Source organism: Enterobacter sp. 3U4 (assembly GCF_057224565.1).
This window is the reverse complement of record NZ_CP136665.1, coordinates 2,325,148-2,347,446: the sequence shown is the minus strand read 5'-3', so window position 1 is coordinate 2,347,446 and position 22,299 is coordinate 2,325,148. Positions and strand designations below refer to the sequence as shown.

The window sequence follows — 22,299 nt, the reverse complement described above, 5'->3', positions numbered from 1 at the left end:
TGGTTGTTTTATATTCCGTCACTGTTGCTTATTTAGACATTATAGTCTTTTATTAATGGTGTTATAAACGAAGCGGCGATCGGGACATTTTTAGTACAGGACGTTTCGGGGACGGGAGAGAAACATGCGAATTAAACCTGACGATAACTGGCGCTGGTATTTTTGCGACGAGCATGACCGAATGATGCTCGACTTAGCCAATGGCATGTTGTTTCGCTCTCGTTTTGCCCGCCGGATGTTAACCCCGGACGCCTTTTCCCCGTCAGGCTTTTGCGTTGATGACGCTGCGCTTTATTTCTCCTTTGAGGAAAAATGTCGCGATCTGGTGCTCTCGAAAGAGCAGCGCGCCGAGCTGGTATTAAATGCGCTGGTGGCTATCCGCTTCCTGAAACCGCAAATGCCAAAGAGCTGGCATTTCCTGCCGCACGGCATGAACTGGACCCCGGCAACGGGCGATGCGGCGAGCGTCAATCTGAGCGATACCGCAGAAGAGGTGAGCCTGCTGGTGGTGGAGCCTGGCGAAAATGCCGCGCTCTGTTTGCTGGCCCAGCCCGGCGTGACGATTGCCGGGCGGACAATGCAGCTTGGGGATGCCATTAAGGTGATGAACGACAGGCTGAAGCCCCAGCTTCGCGTAGATTCCTTCAGCCTCGAGCAGGCGGTTTAAGCTTCCAGCTGTACGGACGTTTTCGGTATGCAGCTACAGCACAGAATTGTGCCGTCATTTCCAATTGCCGATTTTTTCAACGCACTCACTTCGCCATCCACCAGCCTGATGCGGCAGCATCCGCAAATGCCCGCGCGACAGGAATAGGGGATGCGGATCCCTGCTTGTTCCAGCTGCTCAAGCAACACCTGCTGGTTGTTCCCCCGGATGACGTTACCCTGCCAGTGAATATCTACCGCAGAGGCGACATTTGTCACAACGTCGACCATTTCTTCTTCCTGACCTGAGCCGTACACTCTTGCAGGCCCTCGGGCGAGAACTTCTACCTCATCACCGACGCGGATCGCGCCGCTGGAGCGCGGGATCAGGTTCTGGCCGAAATCCACATCGCCGTTATCCTGCGCGGTGCGGAATGACTGCAGCGTCTTCAGCGGTTCGCCGGAAGGGTGCTTCTGGCCTTTCTCCGGGCTGACCGTCGTGAAAATGCAGCGGCTGCAAGGCTTCACCACGTCAAAAATGACGCTGCCAATGCGGATCACTTTCCAGGTATCTTCTTCCCATGCCCCGGCACCCGTCACCACCAGATTCGGACGGAACTGTTCCATCTGAACGCTGGCTTTGCAGCGGCCTTGTAAATCACGCAGCGAGGCTTCGTTAGTCAGCAGGAACGGGAAGCCATCGGCAAAGGAAAGGGGAACGGCGTCGTGGCGCTTCACGCGACGCGTCAGTTCAGGCCCAACCCAGCGCAGCTGCACGTCGCGGGAGAAGAAACCGCTCAGCCAGCGGTTAATTTCATCCGGGGCTATGCGCGCGGTAAAATGATTGCCCCACACTTCCGTTGGCGCATCGACAGGCGCAAAATCAGCAAAGCGAATGACCGCACTGGAGCCGTCCGGCGCGGTCAGGTGCAAACCGTCATGAAGCGGGGAAGGGGTAAAGCGAACCATCTGCGGGAACTGGCGTGCGGTAATGAACGTGCCGTCAGGCTCGGTGACCATAAAAATACGATCGAATGCAAATCCGCTCATGTCGGCCAGCGCGTGAGAGACGCCGATGCCGCGCATGGATTTCACCGGATGAATAAAAAGCCTGGATAACGTCGCCACTGCACACTCCCACAAATGAAAATAAGCCTTCAACTTTATGACATACACGCCATATTAGCTATAATGCGCGACAATTTTCTAAGAGTAAAAGTGACGATATGAATTCTCTGTTTGCCAGTACGGCCCGTGGGCTGGAAGAGCTGTTAAAAACTGAACTGGAAAGCCTGGGCGCGCAAGAGTGCCAGGTGGTTCAGGGTGGTGTCCATTTTGAGGGCGACACGCGGCTTATTTACCAGAGCCTGATGTGGAGCCGTCTGGCGTCGCGCATCATGCTGCCGATGAAGGAGTGCAAGGTCTATAGCGACCTGGATCTCTATACCGGCGTACAGATGATCGACTGGACAGAAATCTTCACGCCCAATGCCACCTTTGCGGTGCATTTCAACGGCGTGAACGACGAGATTCGCAACAGCCAGTACGGTGCCCTGCGCGTTAAAGACGCCATTGTGGACTGCTTCACGCGTAAAAATAAGGAACGTCCGAACGTCGATCGCGAAAACCCCGATCTGCGTATTAACGTCTGGCTGAACGGCGACACGGCGAGTATCTCCCTCGATCTGAGCGGCGCGGGCCTGCACCTGCGCGGCTACCGCGATCGTACCGGTATGGCGCCAATTAAAGAAACCCTGGCCGCCGCCATTGTAATGCGCTCCGGCTGGCAGCCGGGCACGCCGCTGCTCGATCCGATGTGTGGTTCCGGTACGTTGTTGATTGAAGCGGCCATGCTGGCAACCGACCGCGCGCCGGGACTGCATCGCGGTCACTGGGGCTTTAAAGGCTGGGCGCAGCACGACGAAGCGATCTGGAAAGAGGTCAAAGACGACGCTCAGACCCGCGCGCGTAAAGGTCTCGCGGAGTACACCTCCCACTTCTACGGTTCGGACAGCGACCCGCGCGTAATTGAACGCGCGCGCAGCAACGCCCGTCGCGCCGGTATCGGCGAGCTGGTCACCTTTGAGGTGAAAGACGTGGCGAATCTGACCAACCCGCTGCCAAAAGGCCCGTACGGTACCGTGATCAGCAACCCGCCATACGGCGAGCGTCTGGACAGCGAACCGGCGCTGATTGCCTTGCACAGCCTGCTGGGCCGCAATATGAAGGACTACTTCGGCGGCTGGAATCTGTCGCTGTTTAGCGCCTCGCCGGAGCTGCTGAGCTGCCTGCAGCTGCGTGCCGATCGCCAGTTTAAGGCGAAAAACGGCCCGCTGGACTGCGTGCAGAAGAACTATCATCTGGCGGAGAAGGCGGCGGACAGCAAGCCGTCCGGCGTGGCGGAAGATTACGCCAACCGCCTGCGCAAGAACCTGAAGAAATTTGAGAAGTGGGCGAAGCAGGAGGGCATTGAATGCTATCGCCTGTACGATGCCGACCTGCCGGAGTATAACGTGGCGGTTGACCGCTACGCGGACTGGGTGGTGATTCAGGAATATGCGCCGCCGAAAACCATTGATGCGCAAAAAGCGCGTCAGCGCATGCTGGACGTTATCGCGGCCACCATCGCCGTGCTCGGCATTGCGCCGAACAGGCTGGTGCTGAAAACTCGTGAGCGTCAGAAAGGAAAAAATCAGTATCAGAAGATGGGTGAAAAGGGTGACTTCATCGAAGTGGGTGAATACAACGCTCGCCTGTGGGTGAACCTGACCGACTATCTTGATACCGGCCTGTTCCTCGATCACCGTATCGCCCGTCGTATGCTGGGCCAGATGAGCAAGGGCAAAGATTTCCTCAACCTGTTCTCCTATACCGGCAGCGCGAGCGTGCATGCGGGTCTGGGCGGCGCGCGGAGCACCACCACGGTGGATATGTCCCGCACCTATCTGGAGTGGGCGGAGCGCAACCTGCGTCTTAACGGTCTGACCGGACGTCAGCACCGACTGATGCAGGCCGACGTGCTGGGCTGGCTGCGCGATACTGACGAGCAGTTCGACCTGATCTTCATCGATCCGCCGACCTTCTCCAACTCCAAGCGTATGGAAGATAGCTTTGACGTGCAACGCGATCACCTGCGCCTGATGACCGACCTGAAGCGCCTGCTGCGTAAGGGCGGCACTATTATGTTCTCGAACAACAAACGCGGCTTCCGTATGGATCATGACGGCTTAGCAGCCCTGGGACTGAAAGCACAAGAAATCAGCCAAAAAACGCTGTCTCAGGACTTTGCCCGTAACCGTCAAATTCATAACTGCTGGTTGATTACCGCGGCCTGAAAGGAAATATAAATGTCTTTAATTAGTATGCACGGCGCGTGGCTCTCTTTCAGCGACTCGCCGCTTCTCGATAATGCAGAGCTGCATATCGAAGATAACGAGCGCGTCTGTCTGGTGGGCCGTAACGGCGCGGGTAAATCCACGCTGATGAAAATCCTTAACCGCGAACAGGGGCTGGATGACGGCCGCATCGTTTACGAGCAGGATCTGATCGTCTCCCGCCTCCAGCAGGACCCGCCGCGTCACGTGACCGGCAGCGTTTACGATTTCGTGGCGGAAGGCATTTCCGAGCAGGCCGAATACCTGAAGCGCTATCACGAGATTTCGCATCTGGTGATGACCGACCCGAGCGACAAAAACCTCAACGAACTGGCGAAAGTGCAGGAGATGCTCGATCACCACGGTCTGTGGCAGCTTGAAAACCGTATTAACGAGGTTTTGGCCCAGCTTGGTCTGGAAGCGGACATGGAGCTGTCGGCGCTTTCCGGCGGCTGGTTGCGTAAAGCGGCCCTGGGCCGCGCGCTGGTCAGCGGGCCGAAGGTGCTGCTGCTGGACGAACCGACCAACCACCTGGATATCGAAGCGATTGACTGGCTGGAAGGTTTCCTGAAAACCTTCAGCGGCACCATCATCTTTATCTCGCACGACCGTTCGTTTATTCGCAACATGGCGACGCGTATTGTCGATCTCGACCGCGGCAAGCTGGTCACCTATCCCGGCGATTACGACACCTATCTGCTGGAGAAAGAAGAAAACCTGCGCGTGGAAGAGCTGCAGAATGCGGAGTTCGACCGCAAGCTGGCGCAGGAAGAGGTGTGGATCCGCCAGGGCATCAAGGCCCGCCGTACACGTAACGAAGGCCGCGTGCGCGCTCTGAAGGCAATGCGTCTTGAGCGTAGCGAACGCCGTGAAGTGATGGGCAGCGCCAAAATGCAGGTGGAAGAGGCGTCCCGTTCCGGCAAGATTGTCTTCGAAATGGAAAACGTCAACTATCAGATTGATGGCAAAGTACTGGTGAAAGATTTCTCCGCTCAGGTCCAGCGCGGCGACAAAATTGCGCTTATCGGCCCGAACGGCTGCGGTAAAACCACGCTGCTGAAGCTGATGCTGGGCCAGCTGCAGGCCGACAGCGGCCGCATTCACTGCGGGACTAAGCTGGAAGTGGCCTACTTCGACCAGCACCGCGCGGAGCTGGATCCGGACCGCACGGTGATGGATAACCTCGCCGAAGGCAAGCAAGAGGTGATGGTAAACGGCAAACCGCGCCACGTGCTGGGCTATCTGCAGGACTTCCTGTTCCATCCGAAACGCGCTATGACCCCAGTCCGTGCGTTATCCGGCGGTGAGCGAAACCGTCTTCTGCTGGCACGTTTGTTCCTGAAACCAAGTAATCTGTTAATTCTCGATGAACCAACGAACGACCTGGATGTCGAAACGCTGGAATTACTCGAAGAGCTGATTGACGGTTATCAGGGGACCGTGATGCTGGTTAGCCACGATCGTCAGTTCGTGGATAACACCGTAACCGAATGCTGGATCTTCGAAGGTGAAGGGCGAATTGGTCAATATGTCGGCGGTTATCACGATGCAAAAGGGCAGCAGTCGCAGTCTCTGGCGCAGAAACAGTCAAAGTCCAAAATAAGTTCTGAACCTGCTGTAACAAAAGCAGAAACTGTCAAGAAAACCTCGGCTAAACTAAGCTATAACCTGCAGCGCGAACTGGAGGGACTACCGCAGCGTCTTGAAGAGCTGGAGGCCGCGCTTGAAGATCTGCAAAAACAGGTTGCTGATGCTTCATTCTTTACCCAATCGCATGACTATACTCAGAAAGTACTGTCAGAACTGTCAGCGGCTGAAAAAGCCCTGGAAGAAGCATTTGAGCGCTGGGAGTACCTTGAGTCTCTGAAAAACGGCGCATAAACAGGGATAACATATGTGTGACCAGCACCATGCCGACAGGCATATTTTATGCTCGCAATGCGATATGCTCGTGGCGTTGCCAGAGCTTGGTCACGGACATAAAGCCCTGTGTCCACGTTGCGGCGCAACGTTGACAACCGAGTGGGACGCGCCGCGGCAGCGTCCCACTGCTTACGCTCTGGCAGCATTGTTCATGCTGCTGCTCTCCAATCTCTTCCCCTTCATCTATATGAAGGTGGGGGGGATAACCAGCCAGGTGGATTTGCTTGAAATCCCGGGCGTGATGTTCTCGGAAGATTACGCCAGTCTCGGCACCTTTTTTCTCCTGTTTGTTCAGATAGTCCCGGCTTTTTGCCTGGTCGTTATCCTTTTGCTGGTCAACCGCGTCAGGATGCCGGCATCGCTGAAAATCAGGCTCGCTCGCATTCTTTTTCAGCTCAAAAGCTGGGGCATGGCCGAGATCTTTCTGGCGGGCATTCTGGTCAGTTTCGTGAAGCTCATGGCGTACGGCGACGTGGGGATCGGCAGCAGCTTTATTCCGTGGTGCCTTTACTGCGTCCTGCAGCTGCGCGCATTCCAGTGCGTGGACAGGCGCTGGGCGTGGGATGATATCGCTCCGGCACCGACGCTTGCGCAGACGGTGAAGGTCGGCGTGCCCGGTATTCGTCAGGGGCTGCGTTCCTGCCCATGCTGCACCGCCGTGCTGCCCGCAGATCTTGACGTTTGTCCGCGCTGCGAAACGAAAGGTCACGTACGCCGTAAAAATAGTCTGCAGTGGACGATGGCGCTGCTGGTCACGTCCGTCATGTTGTATCTGCCAGCCAATATTCTGCCAATCATGATCACCGATTTGCTCGGCGACAAAATGCCCTCCACGATCCTGGCCGGGGTGATATTGCTCTGGGGCGAAGGTTCTTATCCGGTCGCCGGCGTAATTTTTATCGCCAGTATTATGGTGCCGACCCTAAAAATGATCGCCATCGCCTGGCTCTGCTGGGATGCGAAAGGTCATGGGAAGCGCGACAGCGAACGCATGCACCTGATTTATGAAGTGGTCGAGTTTGTCGGACGCTGGTCAATGATTGACGTGTTTGTCATCGCCGTTCTCTCTGCACTGGTGCGGATGGGCGGTTTGATGAGTATTTATCCCGCGATGGGGGCTTTAATGTTTGCACTGGTTGTGATCATGACCATGTTTGCGGCCATGACCTTCGACCCTCGTTTATCGTGGGATCGTGAGCCTGAATCAAGCCATGAGGAAGAGTAAGAGCATGGAAAATAAGAGTGGAGAGGCGAAAGTGCAGAAGGTCAAAAACTGGTCGCCGGTGTGGATTTTTCCCATCGTGACCGCGCTGATCGGTGCATGGATCCTGTTTTATCATTACAGCCATCAGGGACCGGAAGTCACGCTGATAACCACCAATGCCGAGGGGATTGAGGGCGGTAAAACGACCATCAAAAGCCGTAGCGTGGACGTGGGCGTGGTCGAAAGCGCAACCCTGACCGACGATTTAACCCATGTGGAAATTAAGGCACGCCTTAATGCCGGCATGGAAAAACTGCTGCATGGCGATTCCGTTTTCTGGGTCGTTAAGCCGCAGGTGGGGCGAGAAGGGATCAGCGGCTTAGGGACGCTGCTTTCGGGCGCCTACATTGAGCTGCAGCCCGGCGCTAAGGGTAACCAGCCAGCCAAATACCAGCTTCTGGACTCACCGCCGCTTGCGCCGCCTGATGCCAAGGGTATCCGCGTGATCCTCGACAGCAAAAAAGCAGGTCAGCTTACGGCGGGCGACCCGGTCCTGTTCCGCGGCTACCGCGTCGGGTCGGTTGAGAAAAGCACGTTTGATCCGCAGAAACGCGCGATCAGCTATCAGCTCTTCATCAATGCGCCAAACGATCGCCTGGTCACCAGCAACGTCCGCTTCTGGAAAGACAGCGGGATCGCGGTGGATCTAACTTCAGCAGGTATGCGCGTTGAAATGGGTTCGCTGACCACGCTGTTTGGCGGCGGCGTGAGTTTTGACGTGCCGGAAGGGCTGGACTTGGGTCAGCCGGTTGCAGAGAACACCGCTTTCCGTCTCTTTGACGATCAAAAAAGCATTCAGGATGCACTCTACACCGATCACGTTGACTTCCTGATGTTCTTTAAAGACTCCGTTCGTGGCCTGCAGCCGGGGGCGCCTGTTGAGTTCCGCGGTATTCGCCTCGGTACGGTTGGGCAAGTGCCGTTCTTCGTACCTGGCCTGAGCCAGATGCTGGACGATGACTATCGCATTCCGGTGCTGATCCGCATCGAGCCGGAACGTCTGATAAACCAGATTGGCGAGAATCAGGATATTGCTGCCCATATCAGTCAACTGATGGAACGCGGTCTGCGCGGGTCGCTGAAAACCGGCAACCTGGTGACCGGTGCACTGTACGTGGACATGGACTTCTATCCAAAAGCGCCGCCGATTACCGGTATCCGTGAATTCGGTGGCTACAAGATCATCCCAACGGTGAGCAGCGGTCTGGCCCAGATCCAGCAGCGTCTGATGGAAACGCTGGATAAGATTAACAATCTGCCACTGAATCCGATGATCGAAGCGGCGACGAATTCTCTGAGCGAAAGCCAGGCAACGATGCGCCGCCTGCAAACTACGCTGGATAATATCAACAAGATCACGGCGAGCCAGAGCATGCAGCAGCTGCCTCAGGACATGCAGAAAACGCTGCGTGAGCTGAACCGCAGTATGCAGGGCTTCCAGCCGGGCTCAGCGGCCTATAACAAGATGGTGGCAGATATGCAGCGTCTTGATCAGGTTCTGCGTGAACTGCAGCCGGTGCTGAAAACGCTCAACGAGAAGAGCAATGCGCTGGTGTTTGAAGCGAAAGATAAAAAGGATCCTGAGCCGAAGAGGGCAAAAGAATGAAAAAGTGGCTATTGATGGTTGGCGCTCTGCTGTTAACGGCGTGCAGTTCAGGGGTAGAGAATAAAAGCTACTATCAGCTGCCTGTGGCGACCCACAGCGGCGGGCAAAGCACGGCGAGTCAGGGAAACCGTCAGCTGTGGGTTGAGCAGGTTGCCGTGCCGGATTATCTGGCAGGAAACGGCGTGGTCTATCAGACCAGCGACGTTAAATACGTGATTGCGACGAACAACCTGTGGGCCAGCCCGCTTGATCAGCAGCTGCGCAACACGCTGGTGGCCAATCTGGGCAGCCAGCTTCCGGGCTGGGTTGTCGCTTCACAGCCGCTGGGTAACGATCAGGATACGCTGAACGTCACGGTCACGGGCTTCCACGGCCGTTATGACGGTGCGGTGGTGATCAGCGGGGAGTGGTTGCTGAACCATCAGGGGCAGCTGATTAAGCGTCCTTTCCATCTGGAGCTGAAGCAGCAGAAAGACGGTTATGATGAAATGGTGAAAGTTCTGGCTCAGGGTTGGGCACAGGAGTCGGCCAGCATCGCAAGGGAAATTTCCCGGCTGCCATAAGTAAAATTCATCATCAAAAACCGCAGTTGGCCCGTCGCTGATTGCGGTTTTTTTTTCGTTTTCAGTTCAGATTGTTACTTGTGCCACGTCACAATTTTTGTACAAATGAACTTCCAGGTAGCTCACAAATATGACACCCGTATGAATTTTGAACATTGACGCTGCGACTAATTCGGGGTATTCGTTATCTGTGCCTGTGCATTTAGTGCAGACACTGTTTTCTTTCCACCAGACAAAAGAATGAGGGAAACGAGGCATGAAGAGACAGAAACGAGATCGCCTGGAACGGGCTCATCAACGTGGTTATCAGGCCGGCATCGCTGGACGTTCTAAAGAAATGTGTCCTTATCAGACGATAAATCAAAGGTCACAATGGCTTGGAGGCTGGCGAGAAGCCATCGGCGACAGGGCACTCATAGCCTGATAACGTCTCTTTCAAAAAAGAAACCTCCGCAATGCGGAGGTTTCGCCTTTCTGGAGGTGCGAAAAGCACGATCAGAAAGCTGAAGTGTCCTGGAACAGGCCAACTTTCAGGTCGCTTGCGCTATAGATCAGACGACCATCGACCAGCACTTCGCCATCTGCCAGGCCCATAATCAGGCGGCGGTTAACGATGCGCTTGAAGTGAATACGATAGGTCACTTTCTTCGCTGTAGGCAGAACCTGGCCGGTGAATTTTACTTCGCCTACGCCCAGCGCGCGGCCTTTACCTTCGCCGCCCAGCCAGCCCAGATAGAAGCCAACCAGCTGCCACATAGCATCCAGGCCCAGACAGCCAGGCATTACCGGATCGCCGATAAAGTGGCAACCGAAGAACCACAGGTCCGGGTTGATATCGAGTTCTGCTTCTACGTAACCCTTATCGAAGTTGCCGCCGGTTTCGGTCATTTTCACGACACGGTCCATCATCAGCATGTTCGGGGCCGGTAACTGTGGGCCTTTTGCGCCAAACAGTTCACCGCGACCAGAGGCAAGAAGATCTTCTTTTGTATAGGATTCGCGTTTATCTACCATGTTCTCAGTAAGCCTTATTTTAGTGAAGGACGCAGGATAGCTAACACGTGTACGCTGAACAAGTCCGATCAGTTCGAACTAAACCAGCCCAGCCAGCGTAACGGCCATGGATAACGATGACGAGCATCCTGCTGTGTCGCCTGAGCAATGCGCTCCTGAATAGTCTGCATCAGGGTGGTTTGCCCTTCGCCATCCCAAACCAGATTTGTCAGTAAGGGTAGCGCATCCTCAATCCCTTCGATGGCCCAGATGGCGAATTGCTCTTGCTCAACCGCATCCAGAATATCCTGACTGAGGCTCAAATGGCGTGCGTTGGGAGCAGGAATAATCACACCCTGTTTGCCGTTTAAACCGCGCTGCTGACAGATAGAGAAGAAGCCTTCAATTTTTTCGTTGAGGCCTCCCACTGGCTGGGCACGACCGAATTGGTCCACAGAGCCGGTGATCGCAATGTTCTGATTGATGGGCACTTCTGCCAGGGCGCTGATTAAGGCGCACAGCTCGGCCATAGAGGCGCTATCGCCATCCACTTCGCTGTAGGACTGCTCAAACGTCAGCGAGGCGGAGAAGGGGATCTGTTGCTCAAGCTGCAGCTCTGACATCAAAAACGCCTGCATGATCATCATGCCTTTCGCATGAATGTTTCCGCCCAGCTCGGCTTTCCGTTCGATATCGGTAAATTCGCCATCGCCAATATGCACAACGCAGCTGATACGGGACGGCTCCCCGAACGCGCGCGGATGGCCAGGAAATTCAATCACCGACAGAGCGTTGATCTGCCCGACGCGTTCGCCTTCGGTTTCCACCAGAATTTGTTCCAGCAGAATTTCATCCTGCATACGGTCGGCAAGATAGCCTTCTCGCCACTCGCGCTGAGCCAGCATCTGAGTGAGCTGTTCTCCAGAGAACGCCCCGTTACCGCTGATCACACCTACTTCACGCAGCTGTTTGCCGATCCAGAGCGGGCAGAGTGGCAGCGTTTCCTGGTCACCGGTGTAGCGTACCGCTTCGCGGATTAAGCCCGGCCACGCGTCAGCCGCAGGCGTTGGCAGCGCAAAACGTTCGGCAACGGACATCACCCACTGGCACCACTGTGCCATATCGTCGGCATCGGCAATCTGGATATTGTCTTCGTATTCGCTATACACCGCCTGCTCAGCCAGTTCAGGCTCCATTTCCTGGAAGTCCGCCAGCGATTCACGGTCGCCCGTCAGCACGACGGTTAGCGACAGCGGCATTGACGGAACGGAGACAGGCAGAGGACGAGACTCATCGTAGCCGACCCAGTCGAAACGCTGCTGGTGTACGATGGTTTTCAGACGCATCCACAACAGCGGCTGCGAGAGCAGGGTACGCAGTGAGATGATGAGAACACCGCCATTTGCGCGATGTACCAACCCCGGCTGCAGCGAAAGTTCGCCGTTAAACTGGCGCAGGCAACCAAAGAGTTGTTCCGCCTCGACCCAGTTAGCGGTAATCACTTCGCCCTTAGCGGCAAAACGGCCATCGGCCTGCGCCGCCGGCTCGAAAGTGACATCATGTCCCGCAATACGATACTGGCCGCCAAAAACGGCGTTCGCTTCCGGCTTCAGCTGGCGCACGGCATCTCCGAGCAGCGTCAGGTATTCCGCTTCTTCCGGGGCCTTGAGCAGCATAAAGGGCGCTGTTGCCCATGGGCTTAACACCTGCTCCAGCGCATAATGCAAACGAGGCTGCGTATCGCTAAGGATGAATTCGTGTTCTTTTGCGAGTTCGGGCTGTGCAAACAGTTCCTGGTAACTTTCGGTATCCGGAACAAGGTCACGCCATGCAAGTTTCGTAATGGTCAAAGTTGATGTTTTTTAGTCAGATGTAAAAGCGTGGAGTATACCGTAAGCGGGGGGCTGTACCCAAGCAGGATTGGGGATTTCGACAGGGTGATTGGCTGCATTCAATCACAGGATATGATTTCTTTTCAGCAGATTGCTAAAAAACTGATATTCTGAACAGAGTTACGTGGTAACACTGAGATCGCAATGAAATATCAACAACTGGAAAATCTCGAAAGCGGCTGGAAATGGAAGTACCTGGTCAAAAAGCACCGTGAAGGGGAGCTGATCACCTGCTACATCGAAGCCAGCGCTGCGCAAGAAGCCGTGGATATTTTGCTGACCCTCGAAAATGAACCGGTACAGGTTAACGGCTGGATTGAGAAACACATCAATCCTGCGTTATTAAACCGGATGAAGCAAACTATCCGCGCGCGACGCAAACGGCATTTTAACGCTGAGCATCAGCACACTCGCAAAAAATCAATCGACCTGGAGTTCGTTGTCTGGCAACGCCTTGCTGGGCTGGCACAACGACGGGGCAAAACGCTGTCAGAAACCATCGTGCAGTTGATTGAGGATGCCGAACATAAAGAGAAGTACGCCAATCAGATGTCGACGCTGAAGAATGACCTTCAGGCTCTGTTGGGTAAAAAATAGATTTTAGTTTTCTGCAGACAATAAAAAACCCCGCATGGCGGGGTTTTTTTATAAGACGATAACTTATGCCGCTGGCTGAGTTACAACGTCTTTGATGCCTTTAACTTCGATCTCTACGCGACGATCTGGAGCCAGGCAGTCGATCAGTGCAGCGCGAGCTTTCACGTTGTCACAGGTGTTGCCAGTAACTGGGTTAGATTCGCCCATACCACGTGGGGAGATCTTGTTAGCTGGGATACCTTTGGAGATCAGGTAATCAACAACAGACTGAGCACGTTTCTCAGACAGTTTCTGGTTGTAAGCGTCAGAACCGATACGGTCGGTGAAGCCCAGAACCACTACAGAACCGTCTTTAGGATCCAGGTTGCTCAGCTGGGTGTACAGCTGATCCAGTGCCTGCTGGCCTTCTGGTTTCAGAGTCGCTTTGTTGAAGTTGAACAGAACGTCAGACTTCAGAGTGAAGTGCTTGGTCTGTACTTCTGGAGCTGGAGCCGGCGCTGGAGCAACAACTGGTGCTGCTTCTTCCTGCTGGCCGAAACGGTAGGAAACACCTACGCTCAGCATGCCGTTGTCTGGACGAACACCTACGGTGTTGCCGTCGCCGATGTTGTTAACCCACTGGTATTCCAGACGGGTAGCGATATCACGGGTCATAGCCCACTCAACGCCACCAGCGAATACTGGGGAAACACCGGTATCGTGGTTGTCACCAGCGATGTTGTTGCTGGAGTCTGCGCGCCATACCATGCCGCCCAGACGGGTGTACACGTCCAGATCGTCAGTGATTGGGTAGCCCAGTTTAGCGGTCAGCTGAACGCCCTGTGCTTTGAAAGCGCCGTTGATGGTGTCGCCTTTGTATGGCATACGACCTAACCAGTCGTAACCCATTTCAAAACCAACATACGGGTTAACCTGATAGCCACCGAACGCACCTGCACCAAGCTGGCTCTCGTGAGTTGGGCCATCATTGTTCAGGCTGCTGTTGTACCAGCCGGTGTCGTGGAACTGAGACCAGCCCAGTTTACCACCTGCATACCAGGTATTATCTTTCGGAGCGGCCTGCGCTACGGTAGCGAAGCCAGCCAGTGCCACTGCAATCGCGATAGCTGTCTTTTTCATTTTTTGCGCCTCGTTATCATCCAAAATTCGCCATGAAAGTCTCAGAAGAGAATCACGGTTAAATCCTTCACCGGGGGGCGTGGTCAAATATAAATCTACCGATATCTTCGGCTTAGGCCGAGCACCCCTGGCGATGTAAAGTCTACAACGTAGCTGAAAACTTACAAGTGTGAAGTCCGTCAGGCATATGAAAAAAAAAGTTCCGTATACCGATTATTTAACATTTTTCGAACGAATTTTGTGCAATAAAATTAAGGAGAACCGCACCAGACAAGCCTTGCCGCAATTTTCAGTCAGGGAACTTTAGTGTCATCTTGTAGTCAAAAAAAATTCCAGGAAAAATCTTAATTTCACTCAATGATACAAATTCGAGTGAATTTTTAGCCCAGAAAGTTGTCCTCTGCGGTAAGAATCCGATCGAACAGGACGCATAATGAACCCGATCGCATTCCCTTCTTCAGCTGCTTCAGTCAGACGGAAATGTTCCTCTTCCGTCAATTCTTCCGGTAACCATCCAATCACCACGCTGTAATTTCCAGTGCGTAACGCACGGATCATCGACTCAACGGTATCGCAAGGCGAGAGCTGGTTAATTTGCATAACCTTGGTGAGCGGAAGGCCTGCGGACTGAACCCACTCGCGGCTCAGCTTTTGCTGAGGCGTGAGCCAAAGCTGCCAGCGCGATTGCTGACCGAGCTGTTGTAATAACGGCAATAACAGAAGTTGCGTCAACAGGGGCTGGTCTTCACGATAAACCACTTCACTGATAAGCCCTGTGGAAACACGCTCGACGGAATTCTGCGGGACATTGCCTGCTGCAGAAGAGAGAGAGATTGCGCGATTTGCATAGCCTGAAGTGTGCATATTCATTCCAGCCCTGTAGTTACTGTATGAATATACAGTAACCCCTGTGTGCCCAAAGATCAACCTCATTTTCGGAAAGCGACTCGCAAAATTCATTCAATCTTGATGCCCCTCGAAAATTCATCTTGCTCAACGGCGATAAGTTGCCTATTTTCCTGCTAACGGATCCGCTAGTAAGAAATTTTGTTGTTACGTTATGATTTTTAAGGGAAATATCATGAAAAAGATATCTTATGAACGGATTTATAAATCCCAGGAATACCTCTCCCCGTTGGGCGAGATCCATCATCGTGCGCTGTTTGGAGGCTACACCCTCGCGGTGGATGATGCGGTTTTTGCCATGGTTTCTGATGGCGAACTTTATCTTCGGGCCTGTGAGGAGAGTGCAAAATACTGTGTAAAAAATGCCTCCTCTTTTTTGACGTTGATGAAGCGAGGCCGCCCGGTGCTGCTCAACTATTATCGTGTGGATGACGGATTATGGCAGGACAGGGAGCGATTGCTTCAGCTCTCCTCGTTTGCGCTCAGTGCGGCAAGAAAAGAGCGCAATCAGCGCCATCAGCGAAACCGCCTTAAGGATCTGCCAAACCTGACCTTTCAGCTTGAGGTTTTGCTCTTTGAAGCAGGCATAACCAACGAGGAAACGCTGCGGGCGCTGGGTGCCAGAGCGAGCTGGCTAAAGATGCGGGCAAAGAACAAAGCGCTCAGTATTAAAGTTCTCTTCGCGCTGGAAGGGGCTATCGAAGGGCTGCATGAGGCGGCACTCCCGGCAGGCATTCGCCGGGAGCTGACGGAGTGGTTTAATGCGCTGCCTGAGCCACAGGAGAATCACTCCTCCAGGTAGCGATTTGCTGTTGCAGCCGGCAAATTTCAGGCAGCAGAGCGATAAGCAGGCCTATCTGCTGAAGAACAAGCGGCGCTTTGCTGTCATTTCCTGGGTCTAGATGCGCAATGCGCTGAGCCAGTTCATCCAGCGTCTGCTGAACGCGCGGCTCATCGGCTGGTCGGTGATGAAGCGCGTCATCAACATAGCAGACGGCGTCATCGAGCAGGTTGAGAATACCCGGGTTAGTGAGTTTCTCACGGTGGGCCCCCAGCGTCGAAATATAGCTGGTGAACGTATGGTTCAGGCAGAGCAGGCGGAACGCAGTCTCTCGAATCTCCGCCGTGGCGCGAGGCTCCGTTGACATGTTAGAGACAACGGAGGCCAGTTCTGCGTCGCTGTTATGCGCATCGCGACGAGCTATCCGGTAAGCCAGGCGGTTATCGCGCCCCTGGTGATACTGCTCCAGGATAGCGTCAAGGTATCGACAGTTGGCGTTCATCGCCCGGTCTACCACGCGCGGCAAATTGCGGAAACGCCAGTCCGGCCAGATAAAGCTGACGGCGGCCCAGGCAATCGCGCAGCCAATCAGGGTATCGATCACGCGGGGCAGGGCGACTTCAAACCCTTCACCCAGCAGGTTAAAGCAGAGCAGCACCAGCAGCGTGATGAACATGGTTGCATGGGCGTACTGCACGTTGCGAAACGCGAAGAACAACACGCCGGTGATCACGATCAGGATCAATTGACCTTCAACGGAGGGCACGAAATAGAGCACCGGAAGGCCGATCGCGACGCCAACCAGCGTGCCGATAATACGCAGCGCAAGACGGTGTCGGGTGGCGTTATAGTTTGGCTGGCAAACGAACAGGCTGGTCAGCAGGATCCAGTAGCCGTGGTGCAGCCCGGTTATCTGGATAAAGGCATAACCCACGCACAGCACCAGCGACATTCTCACCGCATGGCGAAAGAGAGCCGACTCCGGCGTAAAGTTGCGGCTCAGCCGTAGCCACATATCGCTAACGCTGTGCACGCTGTCATCAGCAAGCTGGTTTTCAACCTCACTGCCCGGCTGCGCCATCGCCTGTTCGGACTCAATTGTCGCCAGCTGCGCGTCAATCGCGCGCAGGTTGTTCAGCAGAAAGCCCAGCGCCTTGATGTGCTCCGGTGACGTTCCGCTGGCCTGAACGCGATCGAGCGCCGCATCAAGGTGGCTGAATACGCGTTCAAAGCGGGGGTCATGCTGATAGGGCGTGCGTAGCAGAATAGAGCGAGAGAGCTGCTGGCACACCTGGGACTGCATGGACAGCAGGCGCTGGAAGCGGAACATCACGTCGCTGTAGCGGAACTTCTCGCGCAGGGCGGCATACTGAACGTGCGAGGAGCTGGCGCGTTCATGAATATCCTGGGCGGCAAAATAGTAGTGTAAGGTCCTTCGCGTTCCGCGCTGACCGCGATCCCCACGCAGACGGGTAAGCAGAGAGGCTTTTGTCTGATTAAGGGTGGCGACAAGCTGGCCGTTTGCCAGCGCCAGATCGTAGAGCGGAGCCTGGCTTTCTTCTTCGATATCCGGGTCGAACAGGCGGGATTTCAGTTCCAGATAGTGGGCTAACTGCTCAAAGCTGCGGGCAAGGTTATCCTGCAGCGGGCGAACAGGGAAGATCAAATGACCGGTTAGCGTCAGCAGGTTATACCAGATGGCGCCCAGCAACAGCAGAACCGGCTGCTGATACCACTGGTCGTACAGGGAAACGCCCAGCATGGTGTAGATGGCGATCAGCAATGCACCAAAAGCGATGGTGGCATAGCGCTGCCCAAGGCCGCCCAGCAAAATAAAGCCGCTGGTTGAGAGGGTAAGACCCAGGGCAAACAGCCAGGGCCAGGGGAAAAGCAGCTCAACGGACGCTGAGGCAATAAAAAAGCAGACGAGCGTAATAACCAGGTTACGTAAACGCCCGGCCAGACGATCGTCCAGGTCCGCCAGCGCCCCGGCCACTACGCCCAGCGTGAGTGGGATGGTGAGCTTGACATCATTCAGCCACCAGGGCAGGGCAACCGTGCCGCAAAGCGCGATAAATATCCTGACGTTGTATAGCCAGGTGCTGTTCCAGGTATAACGGCGAAGCAGTGGGCTTAGCATAAACGCGGCCGGTCCTTAGTTACTGAAAACGACGACGAGCGTTTGCTTCACGCGCCGCCTGGGCCACTTCGACCGGAACAACCCTGCGCCCGACGGGCCAAAGGGCAATAGCGGCGATCTTAAAGTTCGCGATCCCCACCGGAATACCAATAATCGTGATGCACTGCGCAATCCCCGCAAAAATATGCATGATGCACAGCCACCAGCCGAAGAAAATCAGCCACAGAATGTTCAGCAGGGTTCCGCCGGTATTCATCAGGGCGCTTTTGCTCTCCGGATTCAGCTCGTCAACGTGGATGGCTTCATTCCCGTAGGGGATTAAGGAGAGTTTTGTGATTTCCCAGCAGGAACGGGTCAGGGGAAGCGTGAAAATCAGGACGATGCTCACCAGCGTGGCAAAAAGCCAGGAAAGGGTGGTGGCAAAACCGCCCAGCACAAAATTCAACACATTCAGAACGGTACGCATAAACCCTCACTTCCTTTCGATAAAATTAACGCCCAATGATTGTAACGTTTTTTTAGGCTGGAGCACCTTAAAACTGGCAGTTAAACTGTCAGGTAAATTATCTCTTCGTGGATTTGGCGGAACATGGAACTGAAAGCAACGTCGTTAGGCAAACGCCTGGCGCAACACCCTTACGACAGGGTTGTTCTCCTTAATGCCGGGGTGAAAGTCTCCGGGGAACGCCACGAATACCTTATTCCGTTTAATCAGCTTCTGGCTATCCACTGCAAACGCGGGCTGGTATGGGGCGAGCTGGAGTTCGTTCTGCCTGACGATAAAGTCGTGCGCCTTCACGGCACCGAGTGGGCGGAAACCCAGCGTTTCCACCATCACCTGAACGCGCTCTGGCAGCAGTGGAGCCAGGATATGAGCGTGATTGCCGCCCAGGTGCTCCAGCAGGTGCTGGACGATATCGCGCAAAGCAACGCGCAGCATTCGTGGCTCACCCGTCAGCAGACCGCCGGACTGCAGCAAAAGATCCGACAGGCACTCTCGGCACTGCCGATCTCCGTGACGCGTCTCGACGAGTTTGACAACTGTCGCGACGCCTGGCGCCAGTGCCAGGCCTGGCTGAATGATAAGGATAAGAGCCGTCTCGCCCATAATCAGGCCTGGACGGACGCCATGCTCACCCAATACGCCGACTTTTTCAGTACGGTGGAGTCTTCTCCGCTCAACCCGGCCCAGGCGCGCGCGGTGGTTAACGGCGAGCAGTCGCTGCTGGTGCTGGCGGGGGCCGGTAGCGGTAAAACGTCGGTGCTGGTCGCGCGTGCCGGCTGGCTGCTGACGACCGGAGAAGCGGTAGCCGATCAAATTCTGCTTCTGGCCTTTGGTCGCAAGGCTGCCCAGGAGATGGATGAACGGATCCAGGAACGTCTGCATACCCGGGATATCACGGCCAGAACCTTCCATGCCCTTGCGCTGCATATTATTCAGCAGGGCAGCAAAAAAGTGCCTTCCATCAGTAAGCTGGAAAACGACGCGCAGGCGCGTCAGGCGCTGTTCATCAAAACGTGGCGCCAGCAGTGCAGTGAGAAAAAGGCGCAGGCGAAAGGGTGGCGCCAGTGGCTGGAGGAGGAGCTCAACTGGGAGGTGCCTGAGGGCAGCTTCTGGCAGGATGATAAACTGGCGCGTCGGCTGAGTTCACGGCTTGACCGCTGGGTCAGCCTGATGCGAATGCACGGCGGAACGCAGGCAGAGATGATTGAAAGCGCGCCGGAGGCGATCCGCGATCTGTTTTCGAAGCGGGTCAAGCTGATGGCCCCGCTGCTGAAGGCCTGGAAAACCGCGCTGAAAGAGGAAAATGCCGTCGATTTCTCCGGCCTGATCCATCAGGCCATCATCATTCTTGAGAAGGGGCGTTTTGTCAGCCCGTGGAAACATATTCTGGTGGATGAGTTCCAGGATATCTCACCGCAGCGTGCTGCACTGCTCTCGGCGCTACGGGCGCAAAATAAACATACGTCGCTGTTTGCGGTGGGTGACGACTGGCAGGCCATCTATCGCTTCAGCGGGGCGCAGCTCTCCCTGACAACCGCGTTCCACCACTATTTCGGCGAAGGGGATCGCAGCGATCTGGACACCACCTACCGCTTCAATTCACGCATTGGTGAAATCGCCAACCGCTTTATCCAGCAGAACCCGCATCAGCTGGCAAAGCCGCTCAATAGCCTGCGGCCAGGGGATAAAAAAGCCGTGACCCTGCTGGCGGACGATCAGCTGGAACCGCTGCTGGACAAGCTCAGCGGTTACGCGAAGCCTGATGAACGTATTCTGGTGCTGGCCCGCTACCATCACCTTAAGCCCGCGGCGCTGGAAAAAGCGGCCACCCGCTGGCCGAAACTGCAGCTTGAATTTATGACGATTCACGCCAGCAAAGGGCAGCAGGCTGATTATGTGATTGTGGTGGGGCTGAAAGAGGGCAGCGACGGTTTCCCGGCTCCGGCTCGCGAGTCGGTAATGGAACAGGCCTTGCTGCCGGTGCCGGAAGACTTCCCGGATGCCGAAGAGCGGCGTTTGCTGTACGTGGCTATCACCCGCGCGCGGCATCGCGTGTGGCTACTGTTTAATAAAGAAGAGCCATCCGTGTTTGTCGATATTTTGAAGAGTATTGATGTGCCGGTGGCGCGGAAGCCATAACGACGACGGGCAAGGATGAGTAGGCCGGGCAAGGCGTAGCCGCCACCCGGCGAAAAAGTTACTTCAATCTGTCGGAAAGATAACGCTGATAGTCCGGAATAAGGATATCTACCGGCGAGTTGAACTGCGGCGATTCGATGATGAAATCCGCCGTCGACAGGTTCGTCGCCACCGGAATATTCCACACCGTCGCCAGACGCAGCAGCGCTTTAACATCCGGATCGTGCGGAACCGCGTTCAGCGGATCCCAGAAGAAGATCAGCACATCAATCTTCCCTTCGGAGATCTGCGCGCCGACCTGCTGATCGCCGCCCATCGGGCCGCTCAGCATGGCATTGACCTGCAGACCCGTTTCACGCTGAATCAGGTTACCGGTGGTGCCGGTTGCCGACAGGGCGTGCTTTTCCAGCGAAGACTGATGGCGGCGAACCCAGTTAAGCAGCATTTGTTTACAGTGATCGTGCGCCACAAGAGCAATGTGTTTGCGCTCAGGCAGCGTGCGTGTTGTCAGTTCCATAATCATATCCATCAGGTTAACTGCCTACACGATGACGGGAACCGTCTGACGCTGCAAGAGAAAGGCGTAAAAAATGTGGCTTATGATGAAGGTTGTTGTTTTGCCCACTGTAAAAATCGGGCCCGCGTGTCGGGATCGGCCTGCTGGAACCAGAATTTAAGGCGCTGTTCCGTCAGGGTCTGGGACTGGGGAGGAATGACGTCCAGTTCAGATACGCCGGAAAGCAGCGTACTGTCGTCAGCCATCATGGTGGCAAACTGCGGAAGCGATGCGCGTTTCCCCGCTTTGTTATAGGTCTGGGTCGCGGCCTCGTAGTCCGGGCCTTTTGGTGAGGTTGTCAGCGCCAGAATATCCTGCTTCACCGGAATCGGCATCGCATCCCCGTCCAGCAGTTCAACGCGGGGTGAAGCGTCGAAGGCCGCAGACTCTTTCTCCGTTTCAAGACGAGGGAGGGTGATATTCACCTGACTGATTTGCCGGGTATTAAAGCTGACGATCAGCGGAGGCGAGATGTACATCCGTTGCTCGTGATTCGCCAGACCGATCGATTTTTCCACCCGGAATACCAGCTGATGCGGCCCGTTATCTAACTCGATGCTGTCTGCACCGCGCAATAGCGAGCTGGAGACCTTTTTTCCGTCCAGTACCAGGAGATCAATATCGGTAGAGAGCCGGAGCGTGGTAGCAAAAACGCAGACCGGCATCACTAACGCAATCAGAGCAGTGGCAATACCGGTTTTCATAGAAGGCTCCCGTCAGAAATCCTGTCGCCGCATTAATGTATCTAAATTTTTCGAGAATCATGTTTACTAACATATAGACATATTTCGCCGTTTTGCCCTCATGCGTCGGTATGGGATGGATGGTTGAGATGTGCGGTTTGGCGTACACTTTTAAAAAAGCCAGGAGAAAAACCATGAAAGAGAACGATATTGCCGAGATTCTGACATCCACGCGTACCATTGCGCTGGTGGGCGCGAGCGATAAACCCGATCGGCCAAGCTATCGGGTGATGAAATACCTTCTCGATCAGGGCTACCACGTCATCCCGGTCTCACCAAAAGTAGCGGGGAAAACCTTACTGGGCCAGCAGGGTTATGCCACGCTCGCTGACGTGCCGGAAAAAATTGATATGGTCGACGTCTTCCGTAATTCCGAGGCGGCGTGGGAAGTGGCGCAGGACGCTATCGCCGTAGGGGCAAAAACGCTGTGGATGCAGCTGGGCGTGATTAACGAGCAGGCCGCCGTTCTGGCGCGGGATGCGGGGTTGAAGGTCGTCATGGACCGCTGTCCGGCGATTGACATCCCCCGTCTGGGGCTGGCGAAGTAATAAAA

20 protein-coding genes are annotated in these 22,299 nt (G+C 55.1%); 11 read left to right on the top strand and 9 right to left on the bottom strand.

What is annotated here, in order from left to right; all coding sequences use genetic code 11:
* The first annotated feature begins 124 nt into the window (after positions 1–124).
* Positions 125–667, top strand: coding sequence for a cell division protein ZapC (gene zapC, locus RVY89_RS11300; RefSeq protein WP_024907772.1), 543 nt, complete (start codon positions 125–127; stop codon positions 665–667).
* Here the strand turns inward: zapC and RVY89_RS11295 are convergent.
* A complete protein-coding gene (locus tag RVY89_RS11295; protein ID WP_484827861.1) occupies positions 664–1,773 on the bottom strand; it encodes a YcbX family protein in 1,110 nt (369 codons plus the stop codon). The two genes, zapC and RVY89_RS11295, sit on opposite strands and share 4 nt — an antisense overlap.
* 98 nt (positions 1,774–1,871) lie before the next feature.
* Here RVY89_RS11295 and rlmKL point away from each other — a divergent pair, with 98 nt between their 5' ends.
* The 6 genes from rlmKL (at position 1,872) to rmf (ending at position 9,799) form a co-directional block, all read left to right on the top strand.
* Positions 1,872–3,980, top strand: a complete 2,109-nt coding sequence (rlmKL, locus tag RVY89_RS11290) for a bifunctional 23S rRNA (guanine(2069)-N(7))-methyltransferase RlmK/23S rRNA (guanine(2445)-N(2))-methyltransferase RlmL (RefSeq protein ID WP_484827860.1) — start codon at positions 1,872–1,874, stop codon at positions 3,978–3,980.
* A gap of 12 nt (positions 3,981–3,992) precedes the next feature.
* A complete protein-coding gene (locus tag RVY89_RS11285; RefSeq protein WP_484827859.1) occupies positions 3,993–5,900 on the top strand; it encodes an ABC transporter ATP-binding protein in 1,908 nt (635 codons plus the stop codon).
* 13 nt (positions 5,901–5,913) lie between these two features.
* Positions 5,914–7,167: a membrane integrity-associated transporter subunit PqiA gene (gene pqiA, locus RVY89_RS11280; protein WP_048222348.1), complete on the top strand. Its 1,254-nt coding sequence runs from the start codon at positions 5,914–5,916 to the stop codon at positions 7,165–7,167.
* A 4-nt stretch (positions 7,168–7,171) separates the two neighbouring features.
* Entirely contained in the window at positions 7,172–8,812 is a 1,641-nt protein-coding gene (gene pqiB / locus RVY89_RS11275) for an intermembrane transport protein PqiB (RefSeq protein WP_484827858.1), read from the top strand.
* Positions 8,809–9,375: a membrane integrity-associated transporter subunit PqiC gene (pqiC, locus tag RVY89_RS11270; protein WP_045908366.1), complete on the top strand. Its 567-nt coding sequence runs from the start codon at positions 8,809–8,811 to the stop codon at positions 9,373–9,375. Before pqiB ends, pqiC begins: the two co-directional genes overlap by 4 nt.
* 256 nt (positions 9,376–9,631) lie before the next feature.
* Positions 9,632–9,799 (top strand): ribosome modulation factor, encoded by a 168-nt coding sequence (rmf, locus tag RVY89_RS11265; protein WP_013097261.1) that lies wholly within the window; start codon positions 9,632–9,634, stop codon positions 9,797–9,799.
* Positions 9,800–9,870: 71 nt separating this feature from the next.
* On the opposite strand, the gene fabA is transcribed toward rmf, so the two are convergent.
* Both fabA and RVY89_RS11255 read right to left on the bottom strand, forming a co-directional pair.
* Positions 9,871–10,389 (bottom strand): 3-hydroxyacyl-[acyl-carrier-protein] dehydratase FabA, encoded by a 519-nt coding sequence (fabA, locus tag RVY89_RS11260; RefSeq protein ID WP_008499931.1) that lies wholly within the window; start codon positions 10,387–10,389, stop codon positions 9,871–9,873.
* A gap of 68 nt (positions 10,390–10,457) precedes the next feature.
* A complete protein-coding gene (locus tag RVY89_RS11255; protein ID WP_484827857.1) occupies positions 10,458–12,218 on the bottom strand; it encodes an AAA family ATPase in 1,761 nt (586 codons plus the stop codon).
* A gap of 186 nt (positions 12,219–12,404) precedes the next feature.
* Between RVY89_RS11255 and matP the strand changes: the two genes are divergently transcribed.
* Positions 12,405–12,857: a macrodomain Ter protein MatP gene (gene matP / locus RVY89_RS11250; RefSeq protein ID WP_008499929.1), complete on the top strand. Its 453-nt coding sequence runs from the start codon at positions 12,405–12,407 to the stop codon at positions 12,855–12,857.
* A gap of 63 nt (positions 12,858–12,920) precedes the next feature.
* Here matP and ompA read toward each other — a convergent pair whose 3' ends face one another.
* Both ompA and sulA read right to left on the bottom strand, forming a co-directional pair.
* The gene (gene ompA / locus RVY89_RS11245) at positions 12,921–13,976 is read right to left on the bottom strand and encodes a porin OmpA (RefSeq protein ID WP_484827856.1); all 1,056 of its coding nucleotides are present in this window, start codon (positions 13,974–13,976) and stop codon (positions 12,921–12,923) included.
* Positions 13,977–14,330: 354 nt separating this feature from the next.
* Positions 14,331–14,840 carry an SOS-induced cell division inhibitor SulA gene (gene sulA / locus RVY89_RS11240; protein ID WP_371898548.1) on the bottom strand — a complete coding sequence of 170 codons (510 nt, stop codon included), beginning with the start codon at positions 14,838–14,840 and terminating at the stop codon, positions 14,331–14,333.
* A gap of 217 nt (positions 14,841–15,057) precedes the next feature.
* Between sulA and RVY89_RS11235 the strand changes: the two genes are divergently transcribed.
* Positions 15,058–15,684 (top strand): TfoX/Sxy family DNA transformation protein, encoded by a 627-nt coding sequence (locus RVY89_RS11235; protein ID WP_484827855.1) that lies wholly within the window; start codon positions 15,058–15,060, stop codon positions 15,682–15,684.
* On the opposite strand, the gene yccS is transcribed toward RVY89_RS11235, so the two are convergent.
* Positions 15,641–17,803: a YccS family putative transporter gene (yccS, locus tag RVY89_RS11230; protein WP_484827854.1), complete on the bottom strand. Its 2,163-nt coding sequence runs from the start codon at positions 17,801–17,803 to the stop codon at positions 15,641–15,643. The genes RVY89_RS11235 and yccS overlap by 44 nt on opposite strands.
* A gap of 19 nt (positions 17,804–17,822) precedes the next feature.
* Positions 17,823–18,269 (bottom strand): YccF domain-containing protein, encoded by a 447-nt coding sequence (locus tag RVY89_RS11225; protein ID WP_032658155.1) that lies wholly within the window; start codon positions 18,267–18,269, stop codon positions 17,823–17,825.
* 123 nt (positions 18,270–18,392) lie between these two features.
* Here RVY89_RS11225 and helD point away from each other — a divergent pair, with 123 nt between their 5' ends.
* Positions 18,393–20,447 (top strand): DNA helicase IV, encoded by a 2,055-nt coding sequence (gene helD, locus RVY89_RS11220; protein WP_484827853.1) that lies wholly within the window; start codon positions 18,393–18,395, stop codon positions 20,445–20,447.
* 58 nt (positions 20,448–20,505) lie between these two features.
* Here helD and mgsA read toward each other — a convergent pair whose 3' ends face one another.
* Positions 20,506–20,964 (bottom strand): methylglyoxal synthase, encoded by a 459-nt coding sequence (mgsA, locus tag RVY89_RS11215; protein ID WP_023311034.1) that lies wholly within the window; start codon positions 20,962–20,964, stop codon positions 20,506–20,508.
* 80 nt (positions 20,965–21,044) lie between these two features.
* Positions 21,045–21,707, bottom strand: coding sequence for a curli synthesis inhibitor (gene csgI / locus RVY89_RS11210; RefSeq protein WP_484827852.1), 663 nt, complete (start codon positions 21,705–21,707; stop codon positions 21,045–21,047).
* A gap of 173 nt (positions 21,708–21,880) precedes the next feature.
* Here csgI and RVY89_RS11205 point away from each other — a divergent pair, with 173 nt between their 5' ends.
* A complete protein-coding gene (locus RVY89_RS11205; protein WP_028012609.1) occupies positions 21,881–22,294 on the top strand; it encodes a CoA-binding protein in 414 nt (137 codons plus the stop codon).
* Positions 22,295–22,299 lie beyond the last annotated feature (5 nt).